Raw genomic sequence first — 22768 nt, 5'->3', positions numbered from 1 at the left:
TACTTGGGAGTTGTGGGGTGGGGAGCGGCACGCATGTGCCGGAAGGCATGGCGTACCGGCTCCCCGGGACCAGCGAATGGCGTTAGAACGTCATGCCTGCACTCAGCAGGAATGTGCGCCCCGAAGTGGGCACGGCACGCACTGCGTTGAACGACGACTGATAGTTCAGACGATTCGTCAGGTTGTAGCCGTTCAGCGAAATACGGAACTTGCCCTGCTTGTAGGCGATCATCGCGTCGAGCGAGAAGTTCTCAGGCATGCGCGCCGTGTTGGCCGTGTCAGCCCAGTAGTCCGACGCGTACTGCAGCCCGCCACCAACCGTGAGGCGGCCGGGCAGCGGCAGGATCGTGTGCGGGATGTCGTAGCTGGTCCAGAGTGTCACGTTGTGGCGCGAAACGCCGGGCGCGGCATTGCCGACCGATGACGCGGCGGTCGCCGAGGTCACGATGCCGTCCAGATAGGCATAGGCCAGGTTGGCCGACCAGTTGCTCGTGATGCGGCCGTTCAGGCCAAGCTCGAAGCCGCGGATGCGGCGGCCTTCGCCCGAGTCCGAGAAGCCGTTGACGATGTCGCCGGTGATGGGATCTACGGTGTAGGCGTTGTACTTCTTCGTCTGGAACAACGCACCGGTGGCACCGAGGCGCTTGTCGAGGAAGTCCAGCTTGGCGCCCACTTCGATCGTATCGGCGCGCTCAGGCTCGCTGTTGACGCCATCCTTCGGCACTTCCGTCTGCACACCGCCCACGGCGACGGCGATGTCGGTCCCGATTGGCCGGTAGGTGCGCGAGAACGACGTGTAGAACATGTAGTCCTTCGTCGGCTCCCAGATGGCGCTGATCGCAGGACTCAGCTTTTTCGAATCCGCCGTGCCGCCAGCCGATGATGCGCTGGTCGAGTATTCGCTGCGGAAGTAGTCCCAGCGCAAGCTGCCGAGCAACGAGAACTGCTCGGTGAACCAGACGCGGTCGTTCATGAAAACGCCGATGTCCGTCGAATTGGCGTCACGGGTACTGCCGTAGCTGACCGTTGCACCCGGGCTGTTGTAGAACACCGGGTCCACCACGGTCTGGTTGTTCATGCGGCCCGTCCACGTGCCAATGTCCCGGTGGTCGCGCTGGTAGATCGTATCCAGGCCCACCATGGCCTTGTGGCGAATGCCGCCAGTATGGAACTCACCCTTCGCGCTCAGCACGTTCTGGATGCCCCAGCCGCGTTGCAGATATGTTGAGCCGCCGCCGGCGCCATACCGCAAGTTCACGTTGCCACCCGCCAGCAGCCGCTGCAGGCTTGCATAGTCGAGCGATGCCGGATTGGTCGATGAGAAGTCCCGCTCGTAGAAGCTGAAGCGTGTGTCGTTGCTGATTGTGATGCCGTTGTCGAGCCGCTTCGCGAACGACGACGACACGATATGCGCGTCCGTGATGTCGCGGTCGGTGTTGCGCACATAGGACGTCGACGACGAATAGCCGGGCACGCCGTACTCGGTCAGCGGTCGATAGATCCCATCAGCGCCCTGCGCCACCGGCACGCCATAGTCCGGCGCGCCGCTGCGGTGCAGGTAAGAATAGTTCAGGTGCCATTCGGTACTGGTGCCCAGCCCCGTGCCGAAGTCGATGGCGATGCCGCGGCGGTCATCGTCGATGTTGTTGCGATCGGCAACGCGGCCGTTCTGGAACATGCCGTTGATACGCACGGCCGACGTGTCGTTCAGGCGGATGTTGCTGTCGACCGTCGTGCGGTACGTCGAAGCCGAACCGATGCCCTGGTCGATGCTGGTGCTCGTGTTCAGGTTGGCCCGCCTGGATGTCTGGTTGATCAGCCCGCCGATATTGCCAACGCCGAACGTCTCACCGGACGGCCCCTTGATCACTTCGACGCTTTCGGTGTTGAAGCTGTCGCGCTTGTACGCGCCGAAGTCGCGCAGGCCGTCGACATAGACATCGCCCTTGGCGGACAGGCCGCGAATCCGGAACTGGTCGCCATTCAGGCCACCGTTGCCTTCACCGGTGGAGATCGTAATCCCCGGCACGTTCTTCAGGATCTGTTCGAGCGAAGTGGCCTGCTGTTGCTCGATCAGCTGCTTCGGCACCACGTTGATGGTCTTTGGCGTTTCCTTGACAGTCTCCGGCAGCCGGGAAATGCCGGTCGGCGCCTCGTTCGTGTTCTCGAAGCCCTGCCCCGTCACGGTGACGGACGGCAACACGCTCCTGTCCTTGGCCGCCTCTGTGGGTTTCTGGCCCTCGGGCGTGGTTTGTGCAAGAACAAGCGCGGGAACTGACGACAGGGAGATTGCCAGTCCCGCCGACGCGGCGCCGGACACCAGCACGCCGATGGCATTCGATAGGATTTTTTGCTGCACGGAAGACTCCAGCATGATTGACTCGATACGACGTTCAGTGCTGCCGCGCCAGTCGAAGTCAGGGCTGCGATCCAACGGCGATCGCAGCCACCTCAATGCGGGAATGCGTTTTGCAAGGCAAAGGGATACCCGCTCGCGATCCACGGGGATCGCGAGGACGTTTCACTCTCGATGGAATGCCGGGTTCCGGCCAGCCGGGAATTACAGTGGCTGGCCTCGACCCATGTCAGACGGGTGTTCGCATTTGCGGATGGTTGAAGTGACGGCAGGTAGCACAGACACGCAAATGTAAATCATTCGCATTTACAGGTCAACCATGCGGCACTTCGCATGACTTGTTTTAAAGACATTATGAGATGGGATGCGACCCCGAAACGTGCGCGTCGCCGGAGGCGACACACGAAAAAAAACCGGACTGCCACGCAGCCCGGTCACCACACATCAACACTCAATCAATCTCAATACTGCTGCCAGACACCGCCTGCAAAGCTCCAGCCGCCGCCATTGTGGTACCAGTGCCCCGGCACCCAGAACGCGCCATCGCGACGCGGTTCCCAGTGGCCGGCGATCCAGTCATGCCTGCCATTGGACCAATGCCAATAACCGGTGATCCAGACATGGCCAGGGCCCGGTGGCGGCGGCATGACCTCCACCCTTGGCATCGGCGGCGGCACGTTGACGACAACCGGCGCCACCGGAGCCTGCTGGACGATCTCGACCCAGCGTCCGGGATAGAACACCCATGCGCCGTGCTCCTCGCTCCAGTGGGCGCGCTGGTACACCATATTCACGCGCGCCTGCTCCCAGTGCCCGCCATTCCAGACGTAGCGGTCGTGCTTCCAGACCCAGTGCCCCGGAATCCAGTAGGCATCGATATACGGTGCCGGCGGAATCTGCTCCACAAGCGGCGCGGGAGGGGCCTGGGTGACGTGCTGCGGCTCTGCGCGTTCGACATGACCACGCGGCGGTGCGATGACGCAACCGCTCAAGCTGGCCGCGGCCAGGCAGACGGCCGACACCAAAACGGTGCAGCGAAATGAAAAGCGAGAAGACATCGGGGCGTTCCTCCATGAGTTATGTGCCCATAACGAGAGGTGTCCATGCCGCGATGACAGACTTACAAACGGTTGCATCGATGTCAGACCACGCTACATCGCCCGAAAAAAATTGCCCCGCCATCACGGCGGGGCAAACACTTCTGTGGAGCTACCTGAACTGCCTCTGCGCAAGCTCCGTGAGCGCGGCTTACTCAGCCGTGATCTTCCCCTGCTCGATCACGGTCTTCCATCGCTTGAGTTCCTTGTTTTCGAACTCGGTGAACTGCTCGGGCGTGTTGCCGACAACCTCGAAACCCTGCTCGCTGAGCTTCTGCTGCATCCTCGCGTCCTTGAGCGCCGTGACGATGGCACCATGCAGACGCGACTTCACGTCAGCCGGCAAACCCTTCGGCGCGGCCACGCCCTGCCACGAATACACTTCCACGTCCTTCACGCCGCCCTCGGCCATGGTCGGCACGTTCGGCAGCACGGCCGAACGCTTGTCCGACGTCACCGCCAGCGCCTTGAGCTTGCCCGAGCGAATGTGCTGGAGCACCGCGTTGATGTTCTGGAACGACACATCGACCTGGCCAGCCAGCAGATCTGAGATTGCCGGCGCGCCGCCCTTGTACGGCACATGCAGGCCCTCAGTGCCGCTCTTCTGCCAGAACAGCGCGGCGGTCAGGTGGTCCGACGAACCGGCCCCCGACGTGGCAAAGCTGACCTTGCCCGGGTGCTGCTTCATGTAGGCCACCAGTTCCTGCAGCGACTTGGCCGGGAAATTCGGATTGGCCACCAGCACGTTGGGCGCACGCACGGCCACCGTCAGCAGGTCGAAGTCCCTGGCCGGATCGTATGCCAGGTTTTTCTGCAGGAACGGATTGACGGCATATACGCCGATCGAGGCCACCATCATCGTGTAGCCATCGGCCGGAGCGCGCTTGACGAACGTCGCGCCGATTGCGCCAGTGGCACCTGGGCGGTTGTCGATCACGAACGGCTGGCCGAGCTTCTCGTTGAGCGGAGCGGCCAGCATGCGCGCGATGGTGTCCGTGGAGCCGCCCGCCGGGAACGGCACGACCACCGTCACGGCCTTCTGCGGCCATGCGGTGGTGTTGGCGATTGCCACGCCACTGACGGTTGCCCCGGCAGCGAGTGCAACGGCCACGCCGAGGCAGCGGCGCAGCAGCGTGGAGAGGCGGGACGCGCGCGACGCGCCCCCGTGTGCCCCGACGGGCGAAAGAGTCTGATACATCGTTTGTCTCCTGCTTTGATAAAAGGCGTTTGGCTTCTTGGTTTTCTCTTGCAGTCGAAGCGGGGACGCATGGCCCCGCCACGTGGCATGGCCCTTCAGCGCACCATGCAGGGCATCTTGTTGTTGAACTTCCAGCCCGGAATCAGGAACTGCATGGCGATGGCATCGTCACGCGCACCAAGGCCCTTCTCCTGGTAGAGCCGGTTGGCGCGGGCCAGCGCATCCATGTCTAGCTCCACGCCCAGGCCCGGCGTCTTCGGCACCTGCACCAGTCCGCCCTCGATCTTCAGCGGGTTGCGCGTCAGGTGCTCGCCGTCCTGCCAGATCCAGTGCGTGTCGATGGCCGTCACGCGGCCCGGCGCCGCAGCGGCTACGTGCGTGAACATCGCCAGCGAGATGTCGAAGTGGTTGTTCGAATGCGAGCCCCATGTCAGCCCCCATTCCGAGCACATCTGCGCCACTCGCACCGAACCCTGCATGGTCCAGAAGTGCGGGTCAGCCAGCGGGATATCGACAGAGTGCAGCCGCACCGCGTGACCCATCTGGCGCCAGTCTGTGGCGATCATGTTGGTGGCGGTCGGCAGGCCGGTGGCGGTCCGGAACTCGGACATGATCTCGCGGCCCGAGTAGCCGTCCTCGGCGCCGCAGGGGTCCTCGGCATAGGCCAGTACGCCATGCTTGTCGCGGCACAGGCGGATGGCATCGGCCAGCAGCCAGCCGCCGTTCGGATCCAGCGTGACGCGTGCTTTGGGAAAGCGCTCATGCAGCGCGACGATCGCTTCCATCTCCTCGTCGCCGCGCAGCACGCCGCCCTTGAGCTTGAAATCGTTGAAGCCATAGCGTTCGAAGGCCGCTTCGGCCAGTCGCACCACGCCCCTGGCATCCATCGCCACCTCGTTGCGCACGCGGAACCATTCGTTGTCGGCATCGGGCTCGGTGCGATAGTCGAGCGTCGTGCGCTGGCGATCGCCCACATAGAACAGGTAGCCCAGCATCTCCACGGCGTCGCGTTGCTGGCCTTCCCCAAGCAGCGCGGCCACGGGCACCTGCAGATGCTTGCCGAGCAGGTCGAGCAGTGCGGCTTCCAGTGCGGTTACCGCATGGATCGTGATGCGCAGATCGAACGTCTGCAGCCCACGACCGCCGGCGTCGCGGCCAGCAAACGTCGCGCGCACGTTGTTCAGCATGGCCTGGTACTGGCCGATCGGCTGGCCGACCACGAGCGGGCGCGCATCCTCCAGCGTCTGGCGAATCCCCTCGCCGCCCGGCACTTCGCCCACGCCGGTGTTTCCGGCGCTGTCGCGCAGGATCACGATATTGCGCGTGAAGTACGGGCCATGGGCACCCGACAGGTTCATCAGCATGCTGTCGTGCCCGGCAACGGGAACCACCACAAGTTCAGTCACAACGGGCGTTGCGCCAGCGGTGGCCTGAAGGGAAGCTGCATTCATGTCGATTGTCTCCGGATCCGGTGTTGCCACAACGTGAACGCAGCCGCAAGCACCTGTGTGTTATCTGTCGTCGTATAACTTATGACGCAGTATAATTAGCGCATCCATCCCCGGTCAACACCGGTGTTTTCCACCGGCCAAGATATCCGCCCGCCATGTCCAATGTTCCGCTGACTTCGCCCGCTCCCCTGCGCCGCCGTGGCCGCACGCTTGCCGAAGAAGTGGTCGGCAACCTGACCGAAAGCATCCAGCAGGGCCAGCTCAAGCCGGGTGACAAGCTCCCGACAGAATCCGAAATCATGGCCACGCTTGGCGTCAGCCGCACCGTGGTGCGTGAAGCGCTGTCGCGGCTGCAGGCCAGCGGCATGGTGGAGACCCGCCACGGCATCGGCACGTTCGTGCTGAACCGCCCTGCCGAGCCGCTATCGCCGTTCCGCATCGATCCGTCGGCCATGGTCACCGCCATGGACGTGCTGGCGATGCTGGAATTCCGCGTCAGCCTGGAAGCCGAAGCGGCCAGCCTTGCCGCCACGCGCCGTAGTGACGAGCACCTGCGTGCTATGCGCCGCGCCCTTGACGAACTCAAGCGCAATGCCCTGGAAGGCAGCGACGCCGTCGGGTCCGATTTCGAGTTCCACCTGTCCATCGCACGCGCCACGGGCAACCGGTACTTCACGGACATCATGGGTCACCTGGGCACTATTGTGATCCCGCGCAGCAGGCTGCAAGTCAGCCAGCCAGAGCGCGAGCAGTACCTGGAGCGCGTGAACTTCGAGCACGAGAGCATCTACGACGCCATCGAGCGGCGCGACCCGGAAGCCGCCAAGGCCGCCATGCGCATGCACCTGACCAATAGCCGCGAACGCCTGCGCAAGGCCTCCGCCATGGCGGGATCGGCGGTCTGAACGCCGGGGCGCCGCCAGCGGGGGGTTCCCTGCCGGTGGCGCGGTTGCGAGTCTCCGTGCAATGTCATATGATGTCTTACGACAAAATCACTGCGATTCCCGCATGACGGCCACGCGGACCGTCATTCCTTTCCCTTACCCCCCGCAGGACCCAAGATCATGACGATTACTGGCGACATGCTGATCGGCGCAAGCGCCGCACGCGGCACAGAAGACACGTTTTACGGGATCAATCCGGCCACCGGCGAAAAGCTGGAGCCGGCGTTCCAGGGCGGCAACGCCAATGACATCGAACGCGCGTGCACGCTGGCGGAGGCCGCATTCGACACTTACCGCGCAACCACGCCTGAGCAGCGCGCCCGGTTTCTGGAATCGATCGCCGAAAATATCGAAGCCATCGGCGACGCGCTGATCGAGCGCGCTCACGCCGAATCGGCACTGCCGATTGGCCGACTGCAGGGCGAGCGCGGCCGCACCACCGGCCAGCTGCGCCTGTTCGCACGCCTGCTGCGCGATGGCCGCTGGCAGAACGCCACACTCGATTCCGCCCTGCCCGAGCGCACCCCGCCGCGTCCCGACCTGCGCATGCAGAAGATCGCAGTTGGCCCGGTGGCCGTGTTCGGCGCCAGCAACTTCCCGCTGGCCTTCTCGGTAGCCGGCGGCGATACCGCTTCCGCGCTGGCTGCGGGCTGCCCCGTGGTGGCCAAGGCGCACCCGGCCCACCCGGGCACGTCGGAACTCGTGGGTCGTGCGATCCAGAAAGCCGTGGCCGACAATGGCCTGCCGGAAGGCGTGTTCTCGCTCGTGATGGGCGTGGGCAACGCGATTGGCACGGCGCTGGTGGCGCACCCCTCGATCCAGGCCGTTGGCTTTACCGGCTCACGCGCTGGCGGGCTGGCGCTGATGAACGTGGCCAACAGCCGCCCACAGCCGATCCCGGTCTACGCCGAAATGAGCAGCATCAACCCGGTGTACCTGCTGCCTGAAGCGCTGGCCGCACGCGGCGAACAGATTGCACGCGACCTGATCGACTCGCTGGTGCTCGGCGTCGGCCAGTTCTGCACAAACCCCGGCCTGCTGCTGGCCATCGAAAGCCCCGCCCTTGAGCGCTTCCGCGCTGCGGCGCTGGCGGCGCTGGTCGGCAAGCCGTCCGCTACCATGCTGACCCCGGGCATTCACCAGGCCTTTGAACGCGGCGTGGCACAGCTTTCGGAAGTCGATGGCCTCACGCGCGCGGCCTGCGGCCTGGATTCCACGGGACCGAACCAGGCCCGCCCGGTGTTCTTCGAAACGTCGGCCGAACGCTTTATCGCCGACCACCGCATGCATGCCGAAGTGTTCGGGCCGTCCACGGTGCTGGTCACCTGCAAGGACGCCGACGCGCTGGTGGCCGTCACGCGCATCCTTGAGGGCCAGCTGACTGCCACGGTGCAGGCCGACAGCGGCGACCACGCACTGGCTGCGCGCCTGTTGCCCGCGCTGGAGCGCAAGGTGGGCCGCGTGCTGTTCAACGGCTTCCCGACCGGCGTGGAAGTGTCGTTTGCGATGGTGCACGGCGGCCCGTTCCCGGCCACGTCGGACACGCGCACGACGTCGGTAGGTACGACGGCGATCGACCGCTTCCTGCGCCCGGTGTGCTACCAGAACTTCCCGGCCGACCTGCTGCCGCAGGCGCTGCAGGATGGCAATCCGCTGAACCTCTGGCGACTCAAGGACGGCGAACTCGGCCACGCCTGATCGCCGCCGTCGCAATGAGAAACGGCCGCTTGCGCGGCCGTTTCGGTCCGAAAGGCCTCCCACTCCGGGAGGCCTTTCTCATTGGTGCGGATGCAGGATCAAACCTTCGCCGACACCCACTCCGTCACGCCAGCCAGTGCCTTCGGCAGGTTCGCGGGTTCGGTACCGCCGGCCTGTGCCATGTCCGGACGGCCGCCGCCCTTGCCGCCCACTTGCTGGGCGACGAAGTTGACCAGTTCGCCAGCCTTGACCTTCGACGTTGCGTCGGCGGTCACGCCTGCGATCAGGCTCACCTTGCCGTCGGCCACGGCTGCCAGCACGATGGCCGCGCTCTGCAGCTTGTCCTTGAGCTTGTCCATCGTCTCGCGGAGCGTCTTCGCGTCGGCGCCATCAAGCTGGGCAGCCAGCACCTTCAGGCCCTTGACGTCCACGGCCTGCGCAGCGAGTTCATCGCCCTGCGACGAAGCGAGCTTGCTCTTGAGCTTTTCCAGTTCCTTTTCCAGCGCGCGAACCTGGTCCTGCACCTGGCCGATACGCGGCACCAGTTCCGAAGGCTGGGCACGCAGCGCGGCGGCGGCTTCATTCAGGCGCGCGTCGAGCGATTGCAGGTAATGCAGCGCGTTGTCGCCGGTAATGGCTTCCACGCGGCGGATGCCGGCGGCCACGCCCGCTTCCACGACGATCTTGAACAGGCCGATATCGCCCGTGCGCGTCACGTGCGTACCGCCGCACAGTTCCTTCGACGTACCGATCGACAGCACGCGCACGTCGTCGGCGTACTTTTCGCCGAACAGCGCCATGGCGCCGCTCTTGACCGCATCGTCGAACGGCATGACCGCAGCAACGGTCGCTGCGTTGGACAGGATCTCGGCGTTGACGATTTCCTCGATCTGGCGGATCTGGTCGTCGGTCAGCGGCGCGTTGTGCGAGAAGTCGAAACGGGTCTTGTCCGGATCGACCAGCGAGCCCTTCTGCTGCACGTGCGTGCCAAGCACTTCGCGCAGCGCCTTGTGCATCAGGTGGGTAGCCGAGTGGTTGCGCACGGTGCGCGCGCGACGGATCGCATCGACCTGCGCGGCAACGGTGTCACCCACCTTGAGCGCGCTGTTGGCCAGCGTGCCCTGGTGGCCGAACACATCGGCCTGGATCTTGGTGGTGTCCGCCACGGCGAACACGGCGGCGCCCGACACCAGCGTGCCCTGGTCACCCACCTGGCCGCCAGACTCGGCGTAGAACGGCGTGTTGTCGAGCACGACCACACCGGTCTGGCCCGGCTGCATCGTGTCGACGGCGGCGCCGTCCACGTACAGCGCGGTCACGCGTGCGCCTTCCTTGGAGAGCGAGTCGTAGCCGTGGAACACGGTCTTGTCGCCCGAATATTCCAGGCCGGCGGCCATCTTGAACTTGCCGGCTGCGCGAGCCTGCTCGCGCTGGCGCGTCATCGCGGCGTTGAACGCGGCTTCGTCCACCGTGATTTCCTGCTCGCGCGCCACGTCCTGCGTCAGGTCCAGCGGGAAGCCGAACGTGTCGTGCAGCTTGAACGCCAGTTCGCCGTCGAGCACCTTGCCGCCCTTGGTCTTCAGATCGGCCACGGCGCCGTCGAGGATCGACATGCCGTTTTCGATGGTCTCGAAGAAGCGCTCTTCCTCGGCCTTCAGCACTTCCACCACGCGCGACTGGGCCTGTGCCAGTTCCGGATAGGCTTCGCCCATCTGCGCGACGAGGTCGCCCACGAGCTTGTGGAAGAACGGGGTCTTCTGGCCGAGCTTGTAGCCGTGGCGAATAGCGCGGCGCACGATACGGCGCAGCACGTAGCCGCGCCCTTCGTTGCCGGGGATCACGCCGTCGACGATCAGGAACGAGCACGCGCGGATGTGGTCGGCAATGACCTTCAGCGAATTCTGGTTCAGGTTGTCGCAGTGCGTTTCGCGCGCGGCGGCCTTGATCAGTGCCTGGAACAGGTCGATCTCGTAGTTGCTGTGCACGTGCTGCAGCACCGCGGCAATACGCTCCAGGCCCATGCCGGTATCAACGCACGGCTTCGGCAGGCGCGTCATGTTGCCCTGCTCGTCGCGGTTGAACTGCATGAACACGAGGTTCCAGATTTCGATGTAGCGGTCGCCGTCTTCTTCCGGCGATCCCGGGGGGCCGCCCCATACTTCCGGGCCGTGGTCGTAGAAGATTTCCGAGCACGGGCCGCACGGGCCGGTATCGGCCATCTGCCAGAAGTTGTCCGACGCGTAGCGCGAGCCCTTGTTGTCGCCGATGCGCACGATGCGTTCGGTCGGCACGCCCACTTCCTTGGCCCAGATGTCGTAGGCCTCGTCGTCCTCGGCGTAGACCGTGACCCAGAGCTTGTCTGCCGGAAGCTGGTAGACCTTGGTCAACAGTTCCCAGGCGTACTGGATGGCGTCGCGCTTGAAGTAGTCGCCGAACGAGAAATTGCCCAGCATCTCGAAGAACGTGTGGTGGCGTGCGGTGTAGCCCACATTCTCGAGGTCGTTGTGCTTGCCGCCTGCGCGCACCGAGCGCTGCGACGACGTGGCGCGCGTGTAGGGCCGCTTGTCGGTGCCCAGGAACACGTCCTTGAACTGCACCATGCCCGAATTGGTGAACAGCAGCGTCGGGTCGTTCGCCGGCACCAGGCTGGACGAGCGGACCACGGTATGGTCCTTCGACTCGTAGAACTGCAGGAACTTGCTGCGAATGTCGGAGACTTTCATGTTGTATCGGGCGCGGCCGGCATCAAGGCAGGGCGCAGTCAGTCAGGTTGGATTTGCAAACCGTTGATTATACGGGCAAGCCCCGTCCCGGGGCAGTACCGGGCCGGCATGTGACGGCAAGCGCCACGGCGCACTGGCGATTGTCCGGTTATCGCCCAAGGAACACCCTTAGACGGCCCCCAGCGGCCGCATTGGCCAACATCCCCGGTGTAGAGTTCTGGCTCCATTGAACCTGACTGCCGCCACTGCCATGGGAGCCTTGAGCCATCTCCGCGTCCTCGACCTGACCCGCGTACTCGCCGGGCCGTGGTGCGCCCAGAATCTTGCCGATTTCGGCGCCGACGTGATCAAGATCGAGCGCCCCGGCGCCGGTGACGACACCCGCATCTGGGGCCCGCCTTGGCTCAAGGCGCGCGACGGCAGCGACACGGCCGAGGCCGCCTACTACCTGGCGGCCAACCGCAACAAGCGCTCGGTGACCTGCGACATCAGCACGCCCGAAGGCCAGCAGCTGGTGCGAGACCTGGCCGCGCAGAGCGACGTGGTGCTCGAAAACTACAAGGTCGGCCAGCTCAAGAAGTATGGTCTCGATTACGAATCGCTCAAGGCAATCAAGCCGGACCTGATCTACTGCTCGGTCACCGGCTTTGGCCAGACCGGCCCCTACGCCCAGCGTCCGGGCTACGACTTCATCATCCAGGGCATGGGCGGCTTCATGAGCCTGACCGGCGAGCGTGACGACCTGCCCGGCGGCGGCCCGCAAAAGGCCGGCGTGGCCATCTCGGACCTGATGACCGGCCAGTACGCCACCATCGCCGTGCTGGCAGCGCTGGCGCATCGTGAACGTACCGGCGAAGGCCAGTACATCGACATGGCGCTGCTGGACGTGCAGGTGTCGATGCTGGCCAACATGAACACCAATTACCTGGCCAGCGGCGTGGCGCCGAAGCGCTGGGGCAATGCGCACCCGAACATCGTCCCCTACCAGACCTTCCATGCCGCCGACGGCTGGATCATCGTCGCGGTGGGCAACGACGGCCAGTTCCGCAAGTTCGTCACCGCCGGCGGGTGCCCCGAACTGGCGGACGACCCGCGCTTCGCCACCAATCCGCAGCGCGTGGCCCACCGCGACGTGCTGGTGCCGATCCTGGCTGAAATGGTGGCCCCGCGCACGCGCGAGCAGTGGATCCTGGACCTGGAGCGCGCTGGCGTGCCGTGCGGGCCGATCAACACGCTCGACGAGGTGTTCGACAACGAGCAGGTGCTGGCGCGCGGCCTGCGCGTGGATCTGCCGCACCCCACGGCCGGCACGGTCCAGCTGGTGGGCAGCCCGATGAAGATGAGCGCCACCCCGCCCGAGGCGCTGCGCCATCCGCCGTTGCTTGGGGAGCACACGGATGTGGTGCTTGCGGAGACACTCGGCTACAGTGCCGAACACATCGCCGCCCTGCGCACGAAGGGCGTGGTCTGAAAACTCGCTGACTCACGAATTTCTGACCTTGCTTGACCGCACCCGCTTCCTGCGGGTGCGCGCGGCCGGTGATCATGACGTTTCCCCAACCTGAGGAGAATGCATGCTGACCGACGCCCTGCTAGCGTTCCTGCACTTCACGGCGATCTTCGTCCTTGTCACGCTGATGGCCGCCGAGGCCGTGGTACTGCGCCCGGACATGACCCCAACCGCCGTGCGCCGCCTGTCCCAGTACGACTTCTTCTATTTCCTGTCGGCGATGCTGGTACTGGCAACGGGCCTGCTGCGCCTGTTCTACGGCGCCAAGGGCGTGGATTTCTATATCCACAACCCGTGGTTCCACGCCAAGATCACCGTGTTCGTGCTGATCGCGCTGGCCTCGCTGCCGCCGACCTTCGCGTTCACGCGCTGGCGCAAGCAGGCCCAGAAGCTGCCAGAATTCGTGCCGACGCCGGCCGAAATCAAGAAGGTCCGCCGCTGGGTCATGATCGAAGCCCACGCGTTCATCCTGCTGCCGCTGTGCGCGGTGATGATGGCGCGCGGCATCGGCATCCACTGATCCGCTGATCTACTGAACCTCCATCCCACTTGCCCGCAGGCAAGCCATGAAGCCCCGGCGCGCAGCGTACGCCCGGGGCCTGTCGACTTCCCGATCGTTCCTCTGACTTATGTTGAAGACCCTGCTTTCCGCCGCCATGGCCGCCACGCTGGCCTTCGCGGCTCCGGTACAAGCCGCAGCCGCAGCCACCACCTGGCCCACCAAACCGGTCCGCTTTGTCGTGCCCTATCCGGCCGGCGGCCCGCTGGACACCGTGGCGCGCGCCATCGGCGAGAAGCTGCGTGACAGCCTCGGCCAGCCGGTGGTGGTGGAAAACAGGCCTGGCGCGGGCGGCAACCTTGGCGCAGATTTCGTCGCCAAGCAGCCGGCCGATGGCTACACGATCGTGATGGGCGCCGTGGCCACGCATGCGATCAACCCTACGCTGTTCAGCAAGATGCCCTATGACCCGGTCAAGGACTTCGCGCCGATCACGCTGGTGGCAGACGTGCCGAACGTGCTGGTGATGCACCCGGGCAAGGCCGCCGAGCTGCATATCAACAGCGTGCGCGACCTGGTCGAATACGCGCGCAAGCACCCGGGCAAGCTTGACTACGCTTCTGGCGGCAATGGCAGCGCCGGCCATCTCTCGGGCGAGCTGTTCAAGAGCATGGCGCATGTGAGCATGGTCCATATCCCGTACAACGGGGCATCGCCGGCCCAGCTTTCCGTGCTGTCTGGCCAGACCGACCTGATCTTCGACAACCTCGCCTCGGCATCGGCGAACATCAAGGCCGGCAAGCTCAAGGCCTTCGCGGTGACCACCGCCAGCCGCGCGGCGGCGTTCCCGGATCTGCCGACGATTGCCGAAGCGGGCAAGGGCCTGGGCCTCGAGAACTTCGATATTTCCACGTGGTTCGGTGTGCTCGCGCCGGCTGGCACGCCGCGCGACATCGTGGACCGGCTCAATCACGACATCGTGGCGATCCTGAAGACCGACGACATGAAGGCGCGCCTCGCACGCATCGGCGCGCAGCCTGCGCCGACCACGCCAGAGCAGTTCGCGGCGCTGATCCAGCGCGAACTCAAGAAGTACGGCCAGGTCGTCAAGGTCTCGGGCGCGAAGGTCGACTAGCCCGATTCACCCGATCCACCCGATCCGCCCGATCCGCCCTCCTGCCGCGCGCGGCTGTGGCGGTGCCAGCCATGGCCTTTGCCATCGCTGGCTTCCGCCACAACAGAACGGGGCAGGAGCAGGCCCACCTGCACGATGCGCGCCCCGTCCATGCGGGTCACAGTCAGCCGCAAACCTGCAATCTCGACGGCATCCCCCTCCACGGGCGGCGACTGGAACACCGCCAGCATCGCCTGTTCGAGCGTGCGCAGCCGTTCTGCTTCCGTCAGCGCCCGCGCGCCATATAGCGCCGCAACTTCCAGCAGCCTTGCCTGCCCGCTCAGCAGAAAGTCGTAGGTGACCTGATCCCATGCCGGCGGCGGCCCCGGCGTCAGGAACAGCCGCGACAGCACCGGCACCACGCCGCCGGGCGCCAGCACCGACACGGTATCGCCAGCACGCAGGATGGCGCGGTCGAGCGGTACCAGCGCGCCGTCGCGCACTACGGTCATCAACTGGCTGCGCAGCGGGAGTTCGAGCCGGTCGGCGCGAAGGCTTTCCACTGGCGCATTGGCCGCGACCTGAAACTGCATCAGCTCCATGGCTGGCGCCTGCGTCCCGCGCAGTCGCTCGCGCGATAGCGGCTCGTTGTAGAGCGGACGCAGCACGCGGGCCATACGGGCGGCCAGCGCCACGGTCGTGCCCTGGCACAGCAGGCTGGCCAGCACCACGGCGAACGCCACGCGAAACAGCAGCCCCGAATCTTCCATGCCGCGCAGCAGCGGGAACAGCGACAGCACGATCGGCACTGCGCCGCGCAATCCCATCCACGCGATGAATCCCTTTTCGCGCGCGTTGAAGTGGAACGGCAGCAGCGACATCCAGACGGCCACTGGCCGCGCCACGAACATCAGGAACAGCGCCACCGCCGCCGCCGGCAGCGCAATCTCCCAGATCCGGTGCGGCGCAACCAGCAGGCCCAGCAACAGGAACATCGCCGACTGCGCCAGCCAGGCCATGCCGTCCATCGCGCGCATCGTGTCCTCGCTGACCGCGCGCTCGCGGTTGCCCACGATCACCCCGGCCAGGTAGATGGCCAGGAAGCCGCTGCCGCCGGCCGTCTGGACAATTGCCCAGACCATGCAGCCGCCCGCGCAGACCAGGATGGCCTGAAGGCCCTCCGCCACATTGACGCGCTCCATCACGTTGGCCAGGCAGTATCCAAGCGCCGCACCAAGCAGCCCGCCCACGCCGAACTGCACCACCAGCCGCAGGATCAGCGCGCCAGGAGACAGCCCATGCGGCGAGGTGATCCATTCGATCAGCGTCAGCGTCAGGAAAATCGCCATCGGATCGTTGATGCCCGACTCGATCTCCAGCACGCTGCCCACGCGCTCCTTGAGCCGCACACCGCTGCTGTTGAGTAGCGAGAAGACCGCTGCGGCATCAGTCGAACCAACGATGGCGCCCAGCAGCAGGCCAAGCTTCCAGTCGATCCCGAGCATCCATGACGCAAACATGCCGACCAGCCCGGCCGTTATCGCCACGCCGAACGTGGCCAGCGACAGAGAGGGCCGCAATGCCACGCGGAACGTGGCAAGGCGCGTGCGCAATCCGCCGTCGAGCAGGATCACGGCCAGCGCGATGTTGCCGACGAGGAAACTGAGCCAAGTGTTGGAAAAGCGGATGCCGCCGGGGCCATCGACGCCCGCCGCCATGCCGACGCCGAGGAACACGAGCAGGAACGGGACACCGAAGCGCGACGAGAACACCCCGAGCAGTATGCCCGCGGTCATCACCACGGCGCCGAGCAGAATGGTGTGTTCGATACTTTCCAAACCGTGGCTCCCCCGTTTTGTTGTCCCGCCGACGCGGCTACTGGTGCCGACTGGTGCCGACTGGTGCCAACTGGTGCCCACTGGTGAGTTGATGATAGTGCACGCGCAGGCCAGTCCCGCCCCGAATTCCGCGTGCCCATGCACGCCTCGCATGCGCCCAGCCCCGCCTGCCTTTCCCGCGATTTCCCTTGCATTGACAACGACTTATCGACGGACATGCTGACCCGTTTCGTACGTATGCCTAGGGAAATACCCTTAGGATGACCCCAATTGCAGACATATGAAAGGTAGCTGAAAGAATGCACTTTTACCTTCCAGCCTGCCCGCGACGGGGAGTGTCGCGGGGCCGGGGGCGCTGTGCGTTCCCGACCCAGTTGACAGGCCGGTTTTCCGGCACGTCGCGTGTGAGTCCAAGCAAGTCAATCGAGGAGAATCATTTTGCGCATACGTAGCCAAAAGGACTTTGCCTCCGGCCTGATGTTCATTCTGGTCGGTCTGGGCTTTTCCTTCGTCGCCCGTGGCTATTCCATGGGAACGGCCGCCAAGATGGGACCGGGATATTTCCCGTTCTGGCTCGGCATCGTGCTCGCCCTGCTGGGCGCGCTGGTACTGTGGGGTTCGCTGTCGTCCAAGATGGCGAAAGATCATCTGGAGCGCTGGGACGTCAAGATCCTGCTCTGGATCCTGGGTGCGGTCGTGCTGTTCGGCCTGCTGCTCAAGCCGCTCGGCATGGTGCTGTCGGTCGTGGTACTGGTGCTGGTCTCCTCGATGGCCAGTCATGAATTCAGCTGGAAGGGCGCCATCCTGAACGCGGTCATCCTCGTGCTGATCAGCATGGGCGCCTTCGTGTACGGCATCAACCTGCAGATGCCGGTGTGGCCGGCTTTCCTGGCTAGCTAAGGAGACGGGCCTCATGGAACTGTTAAGCAACCTCGGACTGGGCTTTGCAACCGCCCTGTCGCTGCAAAACCTGGCTTACGCCTTCCTGGGCTGCGTGCTCGGGACGCTGATTGGCGTGCTGCCGGGCCTCGGGCCGCTGGCGACCATCGCCATGCTGCTGCCGGTGACGTACACGCTGCCGCCGGTGGCCGCGCTGATCATGCTGGCCGGCATCTACTACGGTGCGCAGTACGGCGGCTCCACCACCGCGATTCTGGTGAACCTGCCGGGCGAGTCGTCGTCGGTGGTGACCACGATCGACGGCTACCAGATGGCGCGTCGCGGCCGAGCAGGTGTGGCACTTGCCACCGCCGGTCTGGGCTCGTTCTTCGCGGGCTGCGTGGCCACGCTGATCCTGGCCGCATTTGCCGCCCCGCTGTCGGAGCTGGCATTCAAGTTCGGCCCGGCCGAGTACTTCTCGCTGATGGTGCTGGGCCTGATCGGCGCCGTGGTGCTGGCCTCGGGTTCGCTGGTCAAGGCCATCGCGATGATCGTGCTGGGCCTGTTGCTGGGTCTGGTCGGTACTGACGTGAACTCGGGCGCGGCGCGCTTCTCGTTCGACGTGCCTGAACTGACCGACGGCCTGAACTTCGTATCGGTGGCGATGGGTGTGTTCGGCTTCGCGGAAATCATCGCGAACCTCGAACAGAAGGAAGCCCGCGAAACCTTCACGGACAGCGTGACCAACCTGTTCCCGACCAAGGAAGACTTCAAGCGCATGATCCCGGCCGTGCTGCGTGGCACCGCACTGGGTTCGGCACTGGGTATCCTGCCGGGCGGTGGCGCGGCACTGGCTTCGTTCGCCGCGTACTCGCTGGAAAAGAAGACGTCGAAGTATTCGCACGAGTTCGGCAAGGGCGCGATCGAAGGCGTGGCAGGTCCGGAATCGGCCAACAACGCCGCGGCACAGACCTCGTTCATCCCGCTGCTGACGCTCGGCATTCCGCCCAACGCCGTGATGGCGCTGATGGTGGGCGCAATGACGATCCACAACATCCAGCCTGGTCCGCAGGTGATGAGCAGCAACCCCGCGCTGTTCTGGGGCCTGATTGCGTCGATGTGGATCGGCAACCTGATGCTGATCGTGCTGAACCTGCCGATGATCGGCGTGTGGGTGAAGCTGCTCAAGGTGCCGTACCGCTTCCTGTTCCCGGCGATCCTGACGTTCTGCTGCATCGGCGTGTACTCGGTCCAGAACACCACGTTCGACGTGTTCCAGACCGCGGCCTTCGGCGTGATCGGCTACCTGTTCATCAAGCTGCGTTGCGAACCCGCACCGCTGCTGCTGGGCTTCGTGCTCGGACCGATGATGGAAGAGAACTTCCGCCGCTCGCTGCTGCTGTCGCGTGGTGACTTCAGCGTGTTCGTGACGCGTCCGCTGTCGCTGGGCCTGCTGATCGGCGCGGCAGTGCTGGTTGCGATCGTGGCGATGCCGTCGATCAAGGCCAAGCGCGAAGAAGCGTTCCAGGAAGAGTAAGCCCGTCAGGCTTGAACTTCTGCTGTTCCCGAAGGGCGCCCGTCGTGGCGCCCTTTTTCATCTTTTCGATTCATGCGCCGAACAGCGCGGCACAGGCCGCGCGGATCGCCTCGGTTACATGCGCGCGGCCGTGATCGCGCCGCTCCAGCATGCCGATGGTGCGCACCGTCGGCGCTCCGTCCACCTGCAGCGGCAGGATGTGCAACGCTTCGTCCTCATGCCAGCGGGCGCGCTTGAGCAACGGGACCACGGTGACGCCCACTTCCTGACGCACCAGTTCCACCAGCGCCTCGATCGAGTTCAACTCCAGGAATTCATTGGTGCGCAGATGCGCGCGGCGCAGCGCACGTTCCACCAGCGCGCCGGTGCGCTGCGTACGGTCGAAGCGCAGGAACGGATTGGCGGCCAGCGCCTGCTGCGCCGTACTGCCCTTGCTGCCGCGCGCGGCGATGGCAACCAGCGGCTCGTCGTAGAGCGGCGTCCAGCGCAACACGCCTGACGGCTTCGCGGTGCCCTCCACCAGGAACGCCGCATCGAGTTCCCCGCCCTCCACCATCGCCGCCAGTTCGATCGACTTGGCGCTGACCAGCCGCACATCCAGCGCCGGATACGTGCGCTTGAGCCGTGCCACAACGTGCGACAGCCCGCCCATCACCGATACCACGGCCCCTACCGCCACGGCGCCGCCCATGACTTCGGAGCCGGCCAGCGGCAGCCGCATCTCGTCGTAAAGCGCCAGCAGCCGGCGCGCCTGCGGCAGCAGTTCCCGGCCATCGGCATTGAGCACCGCCACCCGGCCGCTGCGATCGAACAGCTCGCGCCGCAACTCTTCCTCGAGCGATCGCATCTGCAGGCTCACGGCGGCCTGCGTCAATGCCACCTGCCCGGCAGCGGCGGCAAACGAGCCGTGCTCGGCCACGGCCACGAAGGTTCTGAGAAAGCGGATTGTGCTCATTACGTCGCGTACGCTCCATGCGTTGATTCACAAGTTTTTCTTGTGTATTCAGCAAGGAATATTAACTTTCATTATGTCCGTCGGCGCGGAATAATTTTGGATTCCTGCCAGGAAGAAAAAGCGTTGCACCCCGCACCGGAGAAGAGACATGAAAAGCTGGCTTCGCCTGATCGGCATCGGCCTTGCCACTAGCCTGACCGTCGCCGCCGCCCCGTCGCGCGCCGACACCTATCCCAACAAGCCGATCCGGCTGATCGTGCCATTCCCGGCCAGCGGCGCCACCGATTTGCTGGCGCGCGCCATCGCCCAGAAGGTGGGGGCCAGCCTGGGCCAGCAGATCGTGGTGGACAACCGCCCCGGCGCCGGCGGTGCAATTGGCTCCGACATGGCCGCCAAGGCGCCCGCTGACGGCTACACGCTGCTGATCGCAACGACCAGCACGCACTCGATCGGCCCGTTCATCAACACGCACCTGCCGTACAACACCGAAACGGACTTCACGCCGATCGGCCAGGTTGCCACGGCCACCAATGTGCTGGTGGTGCCGAACTCGCTGCCGGTGAAGAACGTCAAGGAACTGATCGACTATGCGAAGAAGCATCCGGGCGAACTGAACTACGCGTCGAGCGGCAACGGCACCGTGGTGCACCTGACCGCCGAAGCATTCAAGGCCCAGGCAGGCGTGTTCATCACGCACATCCCTTACCGGGGCACTGCGCTGGCCGTGCCTGATCTCATCTCCAACAAGGTGCAGATCCTGTTCGACAGCATCGTGTCCGGCATGCCGCACGTGAAGGACGGCAAACTGAAGGGCCTGGCAGTGACAAGCCTGAAGCGCTCGCCGCTGGCCCCGGACCTGCCGACCGTCAGCGAATCGGGCCTGCCTGGCTTCGAATCGGATACGTGGTTCGGCATCTACGGGCCCAAGGGCCTGCCGGCCGATATCGTCAATCGCCTGAACGCCGAATTCAACAAGGCCATTCAGTCGCAGGACGTCAAGGACCGCCTGGCCAAGCTTGGCGCGGAACCGGTCGGCGGAACGCCAGCGCAGTTTGCCGCAATGGTGAAGCACGACAGCGCCCGCTGGGGCAAGCTGATCAAGGATCGAAAGATCCAGGTGGAATGAATTTTTGATCTCTATTTTTACTCCCCTCTCCCGCATGGCGGGAGAGGGGTTGGGGGAGAGGGTTCAGCGGATCAAACTTCGACTTGTCGCAATTTGAACCTCAAAGCCCTCTCCCCCGCCCCTCTCCCACTCGTGGGAGAGGGGAGAAAACATTTGGCATAGCGAGAGACCGACCATGCAGAACTTCAACTGGACCAACCCCTACCCCACAGTGCGCATCCCGCTGTTTGCGCGCAACGTTGTGTCGACCTCGCACCCGCTGGCGGCGCAGGCCGGGCTGCGCATGCTGCTCAAGGGCGGCAACGCGGTAGACGCTGCAATCGCCGCCGCAGCAGCCATCACGCTGGTGGAGCCCGTTTCGTGCGGCCTGGGCAGCGATGCATTCGCGATCCTGTGGGACGGCAAGGAATTGCATGGCCTGAACTCGTCGGGCGTCGCACCGGCTGCATGGAACCCCGATTACTTCAAGAACAAGTACGGCGTCGATGGCAACGGCATTGCGAATCGTCCGATCCGTGGCTGGGATTCGGTGACGGTGCCCGGTGTCGTCGCCGGCTGGGCCGCGCTGCATGAGCGCTTCGGCAAGCTGCCGTTCGAAGACCTGATGGAGCCCGCGATCGAGATTGCAGAGCGCGGCTACGCGGTGCCGCCGGTGGTTGCGCACAAGTGGGCAGCAGCGGTGCCGGACCTCAAGAGCCAGCCGGGTTTTGCGGAGACGTTCATGCCGAACGGCCGCGCGCCGCACGTTGGCGAGAAGTTCGTGTTCAAGGACGCTGCAGACACGCTGCGCAAGATCGGCGCCACCGGGGGCCGCGCGTACTATGAAGGCGAGATCGGCGAGAAGATCGCCGCGTTCAGCAAGGCTTGCGGCGGCGCGATGACGATCGACGACCTGCGCAACTATCGCCCTGAATGGGTAACGCCGATCAGCAAGTCATACCGTGGCTACGAAGTGCACGAGATCCCGCCGAACGGCCAGGGCATTGCGGCATTGATGGCGCTGGGCATCCTGGACCAGTTCGACGTGGGCGCGCTGCCGGTGGATTCGGTCGATTCGCAGCACCTGCAGATCGAGGCGATGAAGCTCGCGTTTGCCGATCTGTATCGCTACGTGGCCGATCCGCGCAGCATGGAAGTCACGCCCGAGCAGATGCTGGACGACGCCTATCTGAAGTCCCGCGCGAAGCTGATTGACATGCAGCGCGCCACGCACTTCAACTTCGGCATGCCGCGCACGGGCGGCACGATCTACCTGACAGCCGCTGACGAGAACGGCATGATGATCTCGTTCATCCAGTCGAACTACATGGGCTTCGGCTCGGGTGTGGTGGTGCCGGGCACCGGCATCAGCCTGCAGAACCGTGGCGTGGGCTTCTCGATGGACCCGAAGTCCGCCAACGTGGTGGAAGGCGGCAAGCGCCCGTTCCACACGATCATCCCTGCCTTCCTGACGAAGCAGGGGCAGCCGGTGATGAGCTTTGGCGTCATGGGTGGCGACATGCAGCCGCAGGGCCACCTGCAGACCGTGGTGCGCATGCTCGACTACAACCAGCAGCCGCAAGCCGCATGCTGCGCACCGCGATGGAAGGTCAACCGGGACTTCACGCTGGACGTTGAAGGCACCATGGATGCGAACACGGTGGCCGGCCTCAAGGAGCGTGGCCACAAGCTCAAGTCCGTGGAAGACCCGTATATGGATTTCGGCTCGGGCCAGTTTATCTGGCGCCTGTCCGACGATGCCGAGCAAGGCTACGTGGCCGCCAGCGACAGCCGTCGCGACGGCCAGGCCGTGGGCTTCTGATGCAGGTTTTGCAGTACCGTAGTACGTAGTTCGCAGTAGAAG

The 22768-nt window shown here is 64.8% G+C and carries 16 protein-coding genes; 9 read left to right on the top strand and 7 right to left on the bottom strand.

The window, feature by feature from the left end; genetic code table 11:
* Window positions 1-82: 82 nt before the first annotated feature.
* From B552_RS0105680 to gudD, 4 genes are all read right to left on the bottom strand, one after another.
* Window positions 83-2359 (bottom strand): TonB-dependent siderophore receptor, encoded by a 2277-nt coding sequence (locus tag B552_RS0105680; protein ID WP_026035369.1) that lies wholly within the window; start codon window positions 2357-2359, stop codon window positions 83-85.
* A gap of 458 nt (window positions 2360-2817) precedes the next feature.
* Window positions 2818-3414, bottom strand: a complete 597-nt coding sequence (locus B552_RS0105675; RefSeq protein WP_026035368.1) for a YXWGXW repeat-containing protein — start codon at window positions 3412-3414, stop codon at window positions 2818-2820.
* Window positions 3415-3604: 190 nt separating this feature from the next.
* Window positions 3605-4651, bottom strand: coding sequence for a tripartite tricarboxylate transporter substrate binding protein (locus tag B552_RS0105670; RefSeq protein WP_019448041.1), 1047 nt, complete (start codon window positions 4649-4651; stop codon window positions 3605-3607).
* Window positions 4652-4746: 95 nt separating this feature from the next.
* Window positions 4747-6102 (bottom strand): glucarate dehydratase, encoded by a 1356-nt coding sequence (gudD, locus tag B552_RS0105665; protein WP_019448040.1) that lies wholly within the window; start codon window positions 6100-6102, stop codon window positions 4747-4749.
* 155 nt (window positions 6103-6257) lie between these two features.
* Here gudD and B552_RS0105660 point away from each other — a divergent pair, with 155 nt between their 5' ends.
* Both B552_RS0105660 and B552_RS0105655 read left to right on the top strand, forming a co-directional pair.
* A complete protein-coding gene (locus tag B552_RS0105660) occupies window positions 6258-7007 on the top strand; it encodes a FadR/GntR family transcriptional regulator (protein WP_019448039.1) in 750 nt (249 codons plus the stop codon).
* Window positions 7008-7166: 159 nt separating this feature from the next.
* On the top strand, window positions 7167-8744 hold the full coding sequence (locus B552_RS0105655) for an aldehyde dehydrogenase (NADP(+)) (protein WP_019448038.1): 1578 nt from the start codon (window positions 7167-7169) through the stop codon (window positions 8742-8744).
* 98 nt (window positions 8745-8842) lie between these two features.
* On the opposite strand, the gene alaS is transcribed toward B552_RS0105655, so the two are convergent.
* Entirely contained in the window at window positions 8843-11467 is a 2625-nt protein-coding gene (gene alaS, locus B552_RS0105650) for an alanine--tRNA ligase (protein ID WP_019448037.1), read from the bottom strand.
* A gap of 250 nt (window positions 11468-11717) precedes the next feature.
* On the opposite strand from alaS, the gene B552_RS0105645 reads away from it, so the two are divergent.
* The 3 genes from B552_RS0105645 to B552_RS0105635 all read left to right on the top strand — a co-directional run bounded on the left by B552_RS0105645 (window position 11718) and on the right by B552_RS0105635 (window position 14611).
* Window positions 11718-12938, top strand: a complete 1221-nt coding sequence (locus tag B552_RS0105645) for a CaiB/BaiF CoA-transferase family protein (protein ID WP_026035367.1) — start codon at window positions 11718-11720, stop codon at window positions 12936-12938.
* Window positions 12939-13041: 103 nt separating this feature from the next.
* On the top strand, window positions 13042-13497 hold the full coding sequence (locus B552_RS0105640) for a DUF2214 family protein (RefSeq protein WP_019448035.1): 456 nt from the start codon (window positions 13042-13044) through the stop codon (window positions 13495-13497).
* A 109-nt stretch (window positions 13498-13606) separates the two neighbouring features.
* Complete coding sequence (locus B552_RS0105635) at window positions 13607-14611, top strand: tripartite tricarboxylate transporter substrate binding protein (RefSeq protein ID WP_026035366.1); 1005 nt, start codon at window positions 13607-13609, stop codon at window positions 14609-14611.
* On the opposite strand, the gene B552_RS27240 is transcribed toward B552_RS0105635, so the two are convergent.
* Window positions 14608-16428 carry a potassium/proton antiporter gene (locus tag B552_RS27240; protein ID WP_019448032.1) on the bottom strand — a complete coding sequence of 607 codons (1821 nt, stop codon included), beginning with the start codon at window positions 16426-16428 and terminating at the stop codon, window positions 14608-14610. The genes B552_RS0105635 and B552_RS27240 overlap by 4 nt on opposite strands.
* A gap of 438 nt (window positions 16429-16866) precedes the next feature.
* Between B552_RS27240 and B552_RS0105625 the strand changes: the two genes are divergently transcribed.
* Together B552_RS0105625 and B552_RS0105620 are read left to right on the top strand one after the other, a co-directional pair.
* Window positions 16867-17328: a tripartite tricarboxylate transporter TctB family protein gene (locus B552_RS0105625; RefSeq protein WP_019448031.1), complete on the top strand. Its 462-nt coding sequence runs from the start codon at window positions 16867-16869 to the stop codon at window positions 17326-17328.
* Window positions 17329-17341: 13 nt separating this feature from the next.
* Complete coding sequence (locus tag B552_RS0105620; RefSeq protein WP_019448030.1) at window positions 17342-18844, top strand: tripartite tricarboxylate transporter permease; 1503 nt, start codon at window positions 17342-17344, stop codon at window positions 18842-18844.
* A gap of 70 nt (window positions 18845-18914) precedes the next feature.
* Here B552_RS0105620 and B552_RS0105615 read toward each other — a convergent pair whose 3' ends face one another.
* Entirely contained in the window at window positions 18915-19799 is an 885-nt protein-coding gene (locus tag B552_RS0105615) for a LysR substrate-binding domain-containing protein (RefSeq protein WP_019448029.1), read from the bottom strand.
* Between the two features lie 148 nt (window positions 19800-19947).
* On the opposite strand from B552_RS0105615, the gene B552_RS0105610 reads away from it, so the two are divergent.
* Window positions 19948-20925, top strand: coding sequence for a tripartite tricarboxylate transporter substrate binding protein (locus B552_RS0105610; RefSeq protein ID WP_019448028.1), 978 nt, complete (start codon window positions 19948-19950; stop codon window positions 20923-20925).
* Window positions 20926-21100: 175 nt separating this feature from the next.
* The gene (gene ggt, locus B552_RS0105605; RefSeq protein WP_019448027.1) at window positions 21101-22726 is read left to right on the top strand and encodes a gamma-glutamyltransferase; all 1626 of its coding nucleotides are present in this window, start codon (window positions 21101-21103) and stop codon (window positions 22724-22726) included.
* Window positions 22727-22768: the final 42 nt, after the last annotated feature.

The sequence above is a fragment of the Cupriavidus sp. BIS7 genome (genome assembly GCF_000292345.1).
Classification (GTDB): Bacteria; Pseudomonadota; Gammaproteobacteria; order Burkholderiales; family Burkholderiaceae; genus Cupriavidus.
The sequence above is the reverse complement of the archived record's forward strand: the minus strand, read 5'-3'. Positions and strand labels throughout refer to the sequence as shown.

What these genes read in the sequence shown, in the direction of transcription:
- gudD (WP_019448040.1), bottom strand. Translation starts at nt 6,102, where the DNA reads ATGAATGCAGCTTCCCTTCAGGCCACCGCTGGCGCAACGCCCGTTGTG.
- alaS (WP_019448037.1), bottom strand. Translation starts at nt 11,467, where the DNA reads ATGAAAGTCTCCGACATTCGCAGCAAGTTCCTGCAGTTCTACGAGTCG.
- ggt (WP_019448027.1), top strand. Translation starts at nt 21,101, where the DNA reads ATGCAGAACTTCAACTGGACCAACCCCTACCCCACAGTGCGCATCCCG.
- B552_RS0105645 (WP_026035367.1), top strand. Translation starts at nt 11,718, where the DNA reads ATGGGAGCCTTGAGCCATCTCCGCGTCCTCGACCTGACCCGCGTACTC.
- B552_RS0105675 (WP_026035368.1), bottom strand. Translation starts at nt 3,414, where the DNA reads ATGTCTTCTCGCTTTTCATTTCGCTGCACCGTTTTGGTGTCGGCCGTC.
- B552_RS0105655 (WP_019448038.1), top strand. Translation starts at nt 7,167, where the DNA reads ATGACGATTACTGGCGACATGCTGATCGGCGCAAGCGCCGCACGCGGC.
- B552_RS0105620 (WP_019448030.1), top strand. Translation starts at nt 17,342, where the DNA reads ATGGAACTGTTAAGCAACCTCGGACTGGGCTTTGCAACCGCCCTGTCG.
- B552_RS0105610 (WP_019448028.1), top strand. Translation starts at nt 19,948, where the DNA reads ATGAAAAGCTGGCTTCGCCTGATCGGCATCGGCCTTGCCACTAGCCTG.
- B552_RS0105640 (WP_019448035.1), top strand. Translation starts at nt 13,042, where the DNA reads ATGCTGACCGACGCCCTGCTAGCGTTCCTGCACTTCACGGCGATCTTC.
- B552_RS0105615 (WP_019448029.1), bottom strand. Translation starts at nt 19,799, where the DNA reads ATGAGCACAATCCGCTTTCTCAGAACCTTCGTGGCCGTGGCCGAGCAC.
- B552_RS0105660 (WP_019448039.1), top strand. Translation starts at nt 6,258, where the DNA reads ATGTCCAATGTTCCGCTGACTTCGCCCGCTCCCCTGCGCCGCCGTGGC.
- B552_RS0105670 (WP_019448041.1), bottom strand. Translation starts at nt 4,651, where the DNA reads ATGTATCAGACTCTTTCGCCCGTCGGGGCACACGGGGGCGCGTCGCGC.
- B552_RS0105635 (WP_026035366.1), top strand. Translation starts at nt 13,607, where the DNA reads ATGTTGAAGACCCTGCTTTCCGCCGCCATGGCCGCCACGCTGGCCTTC.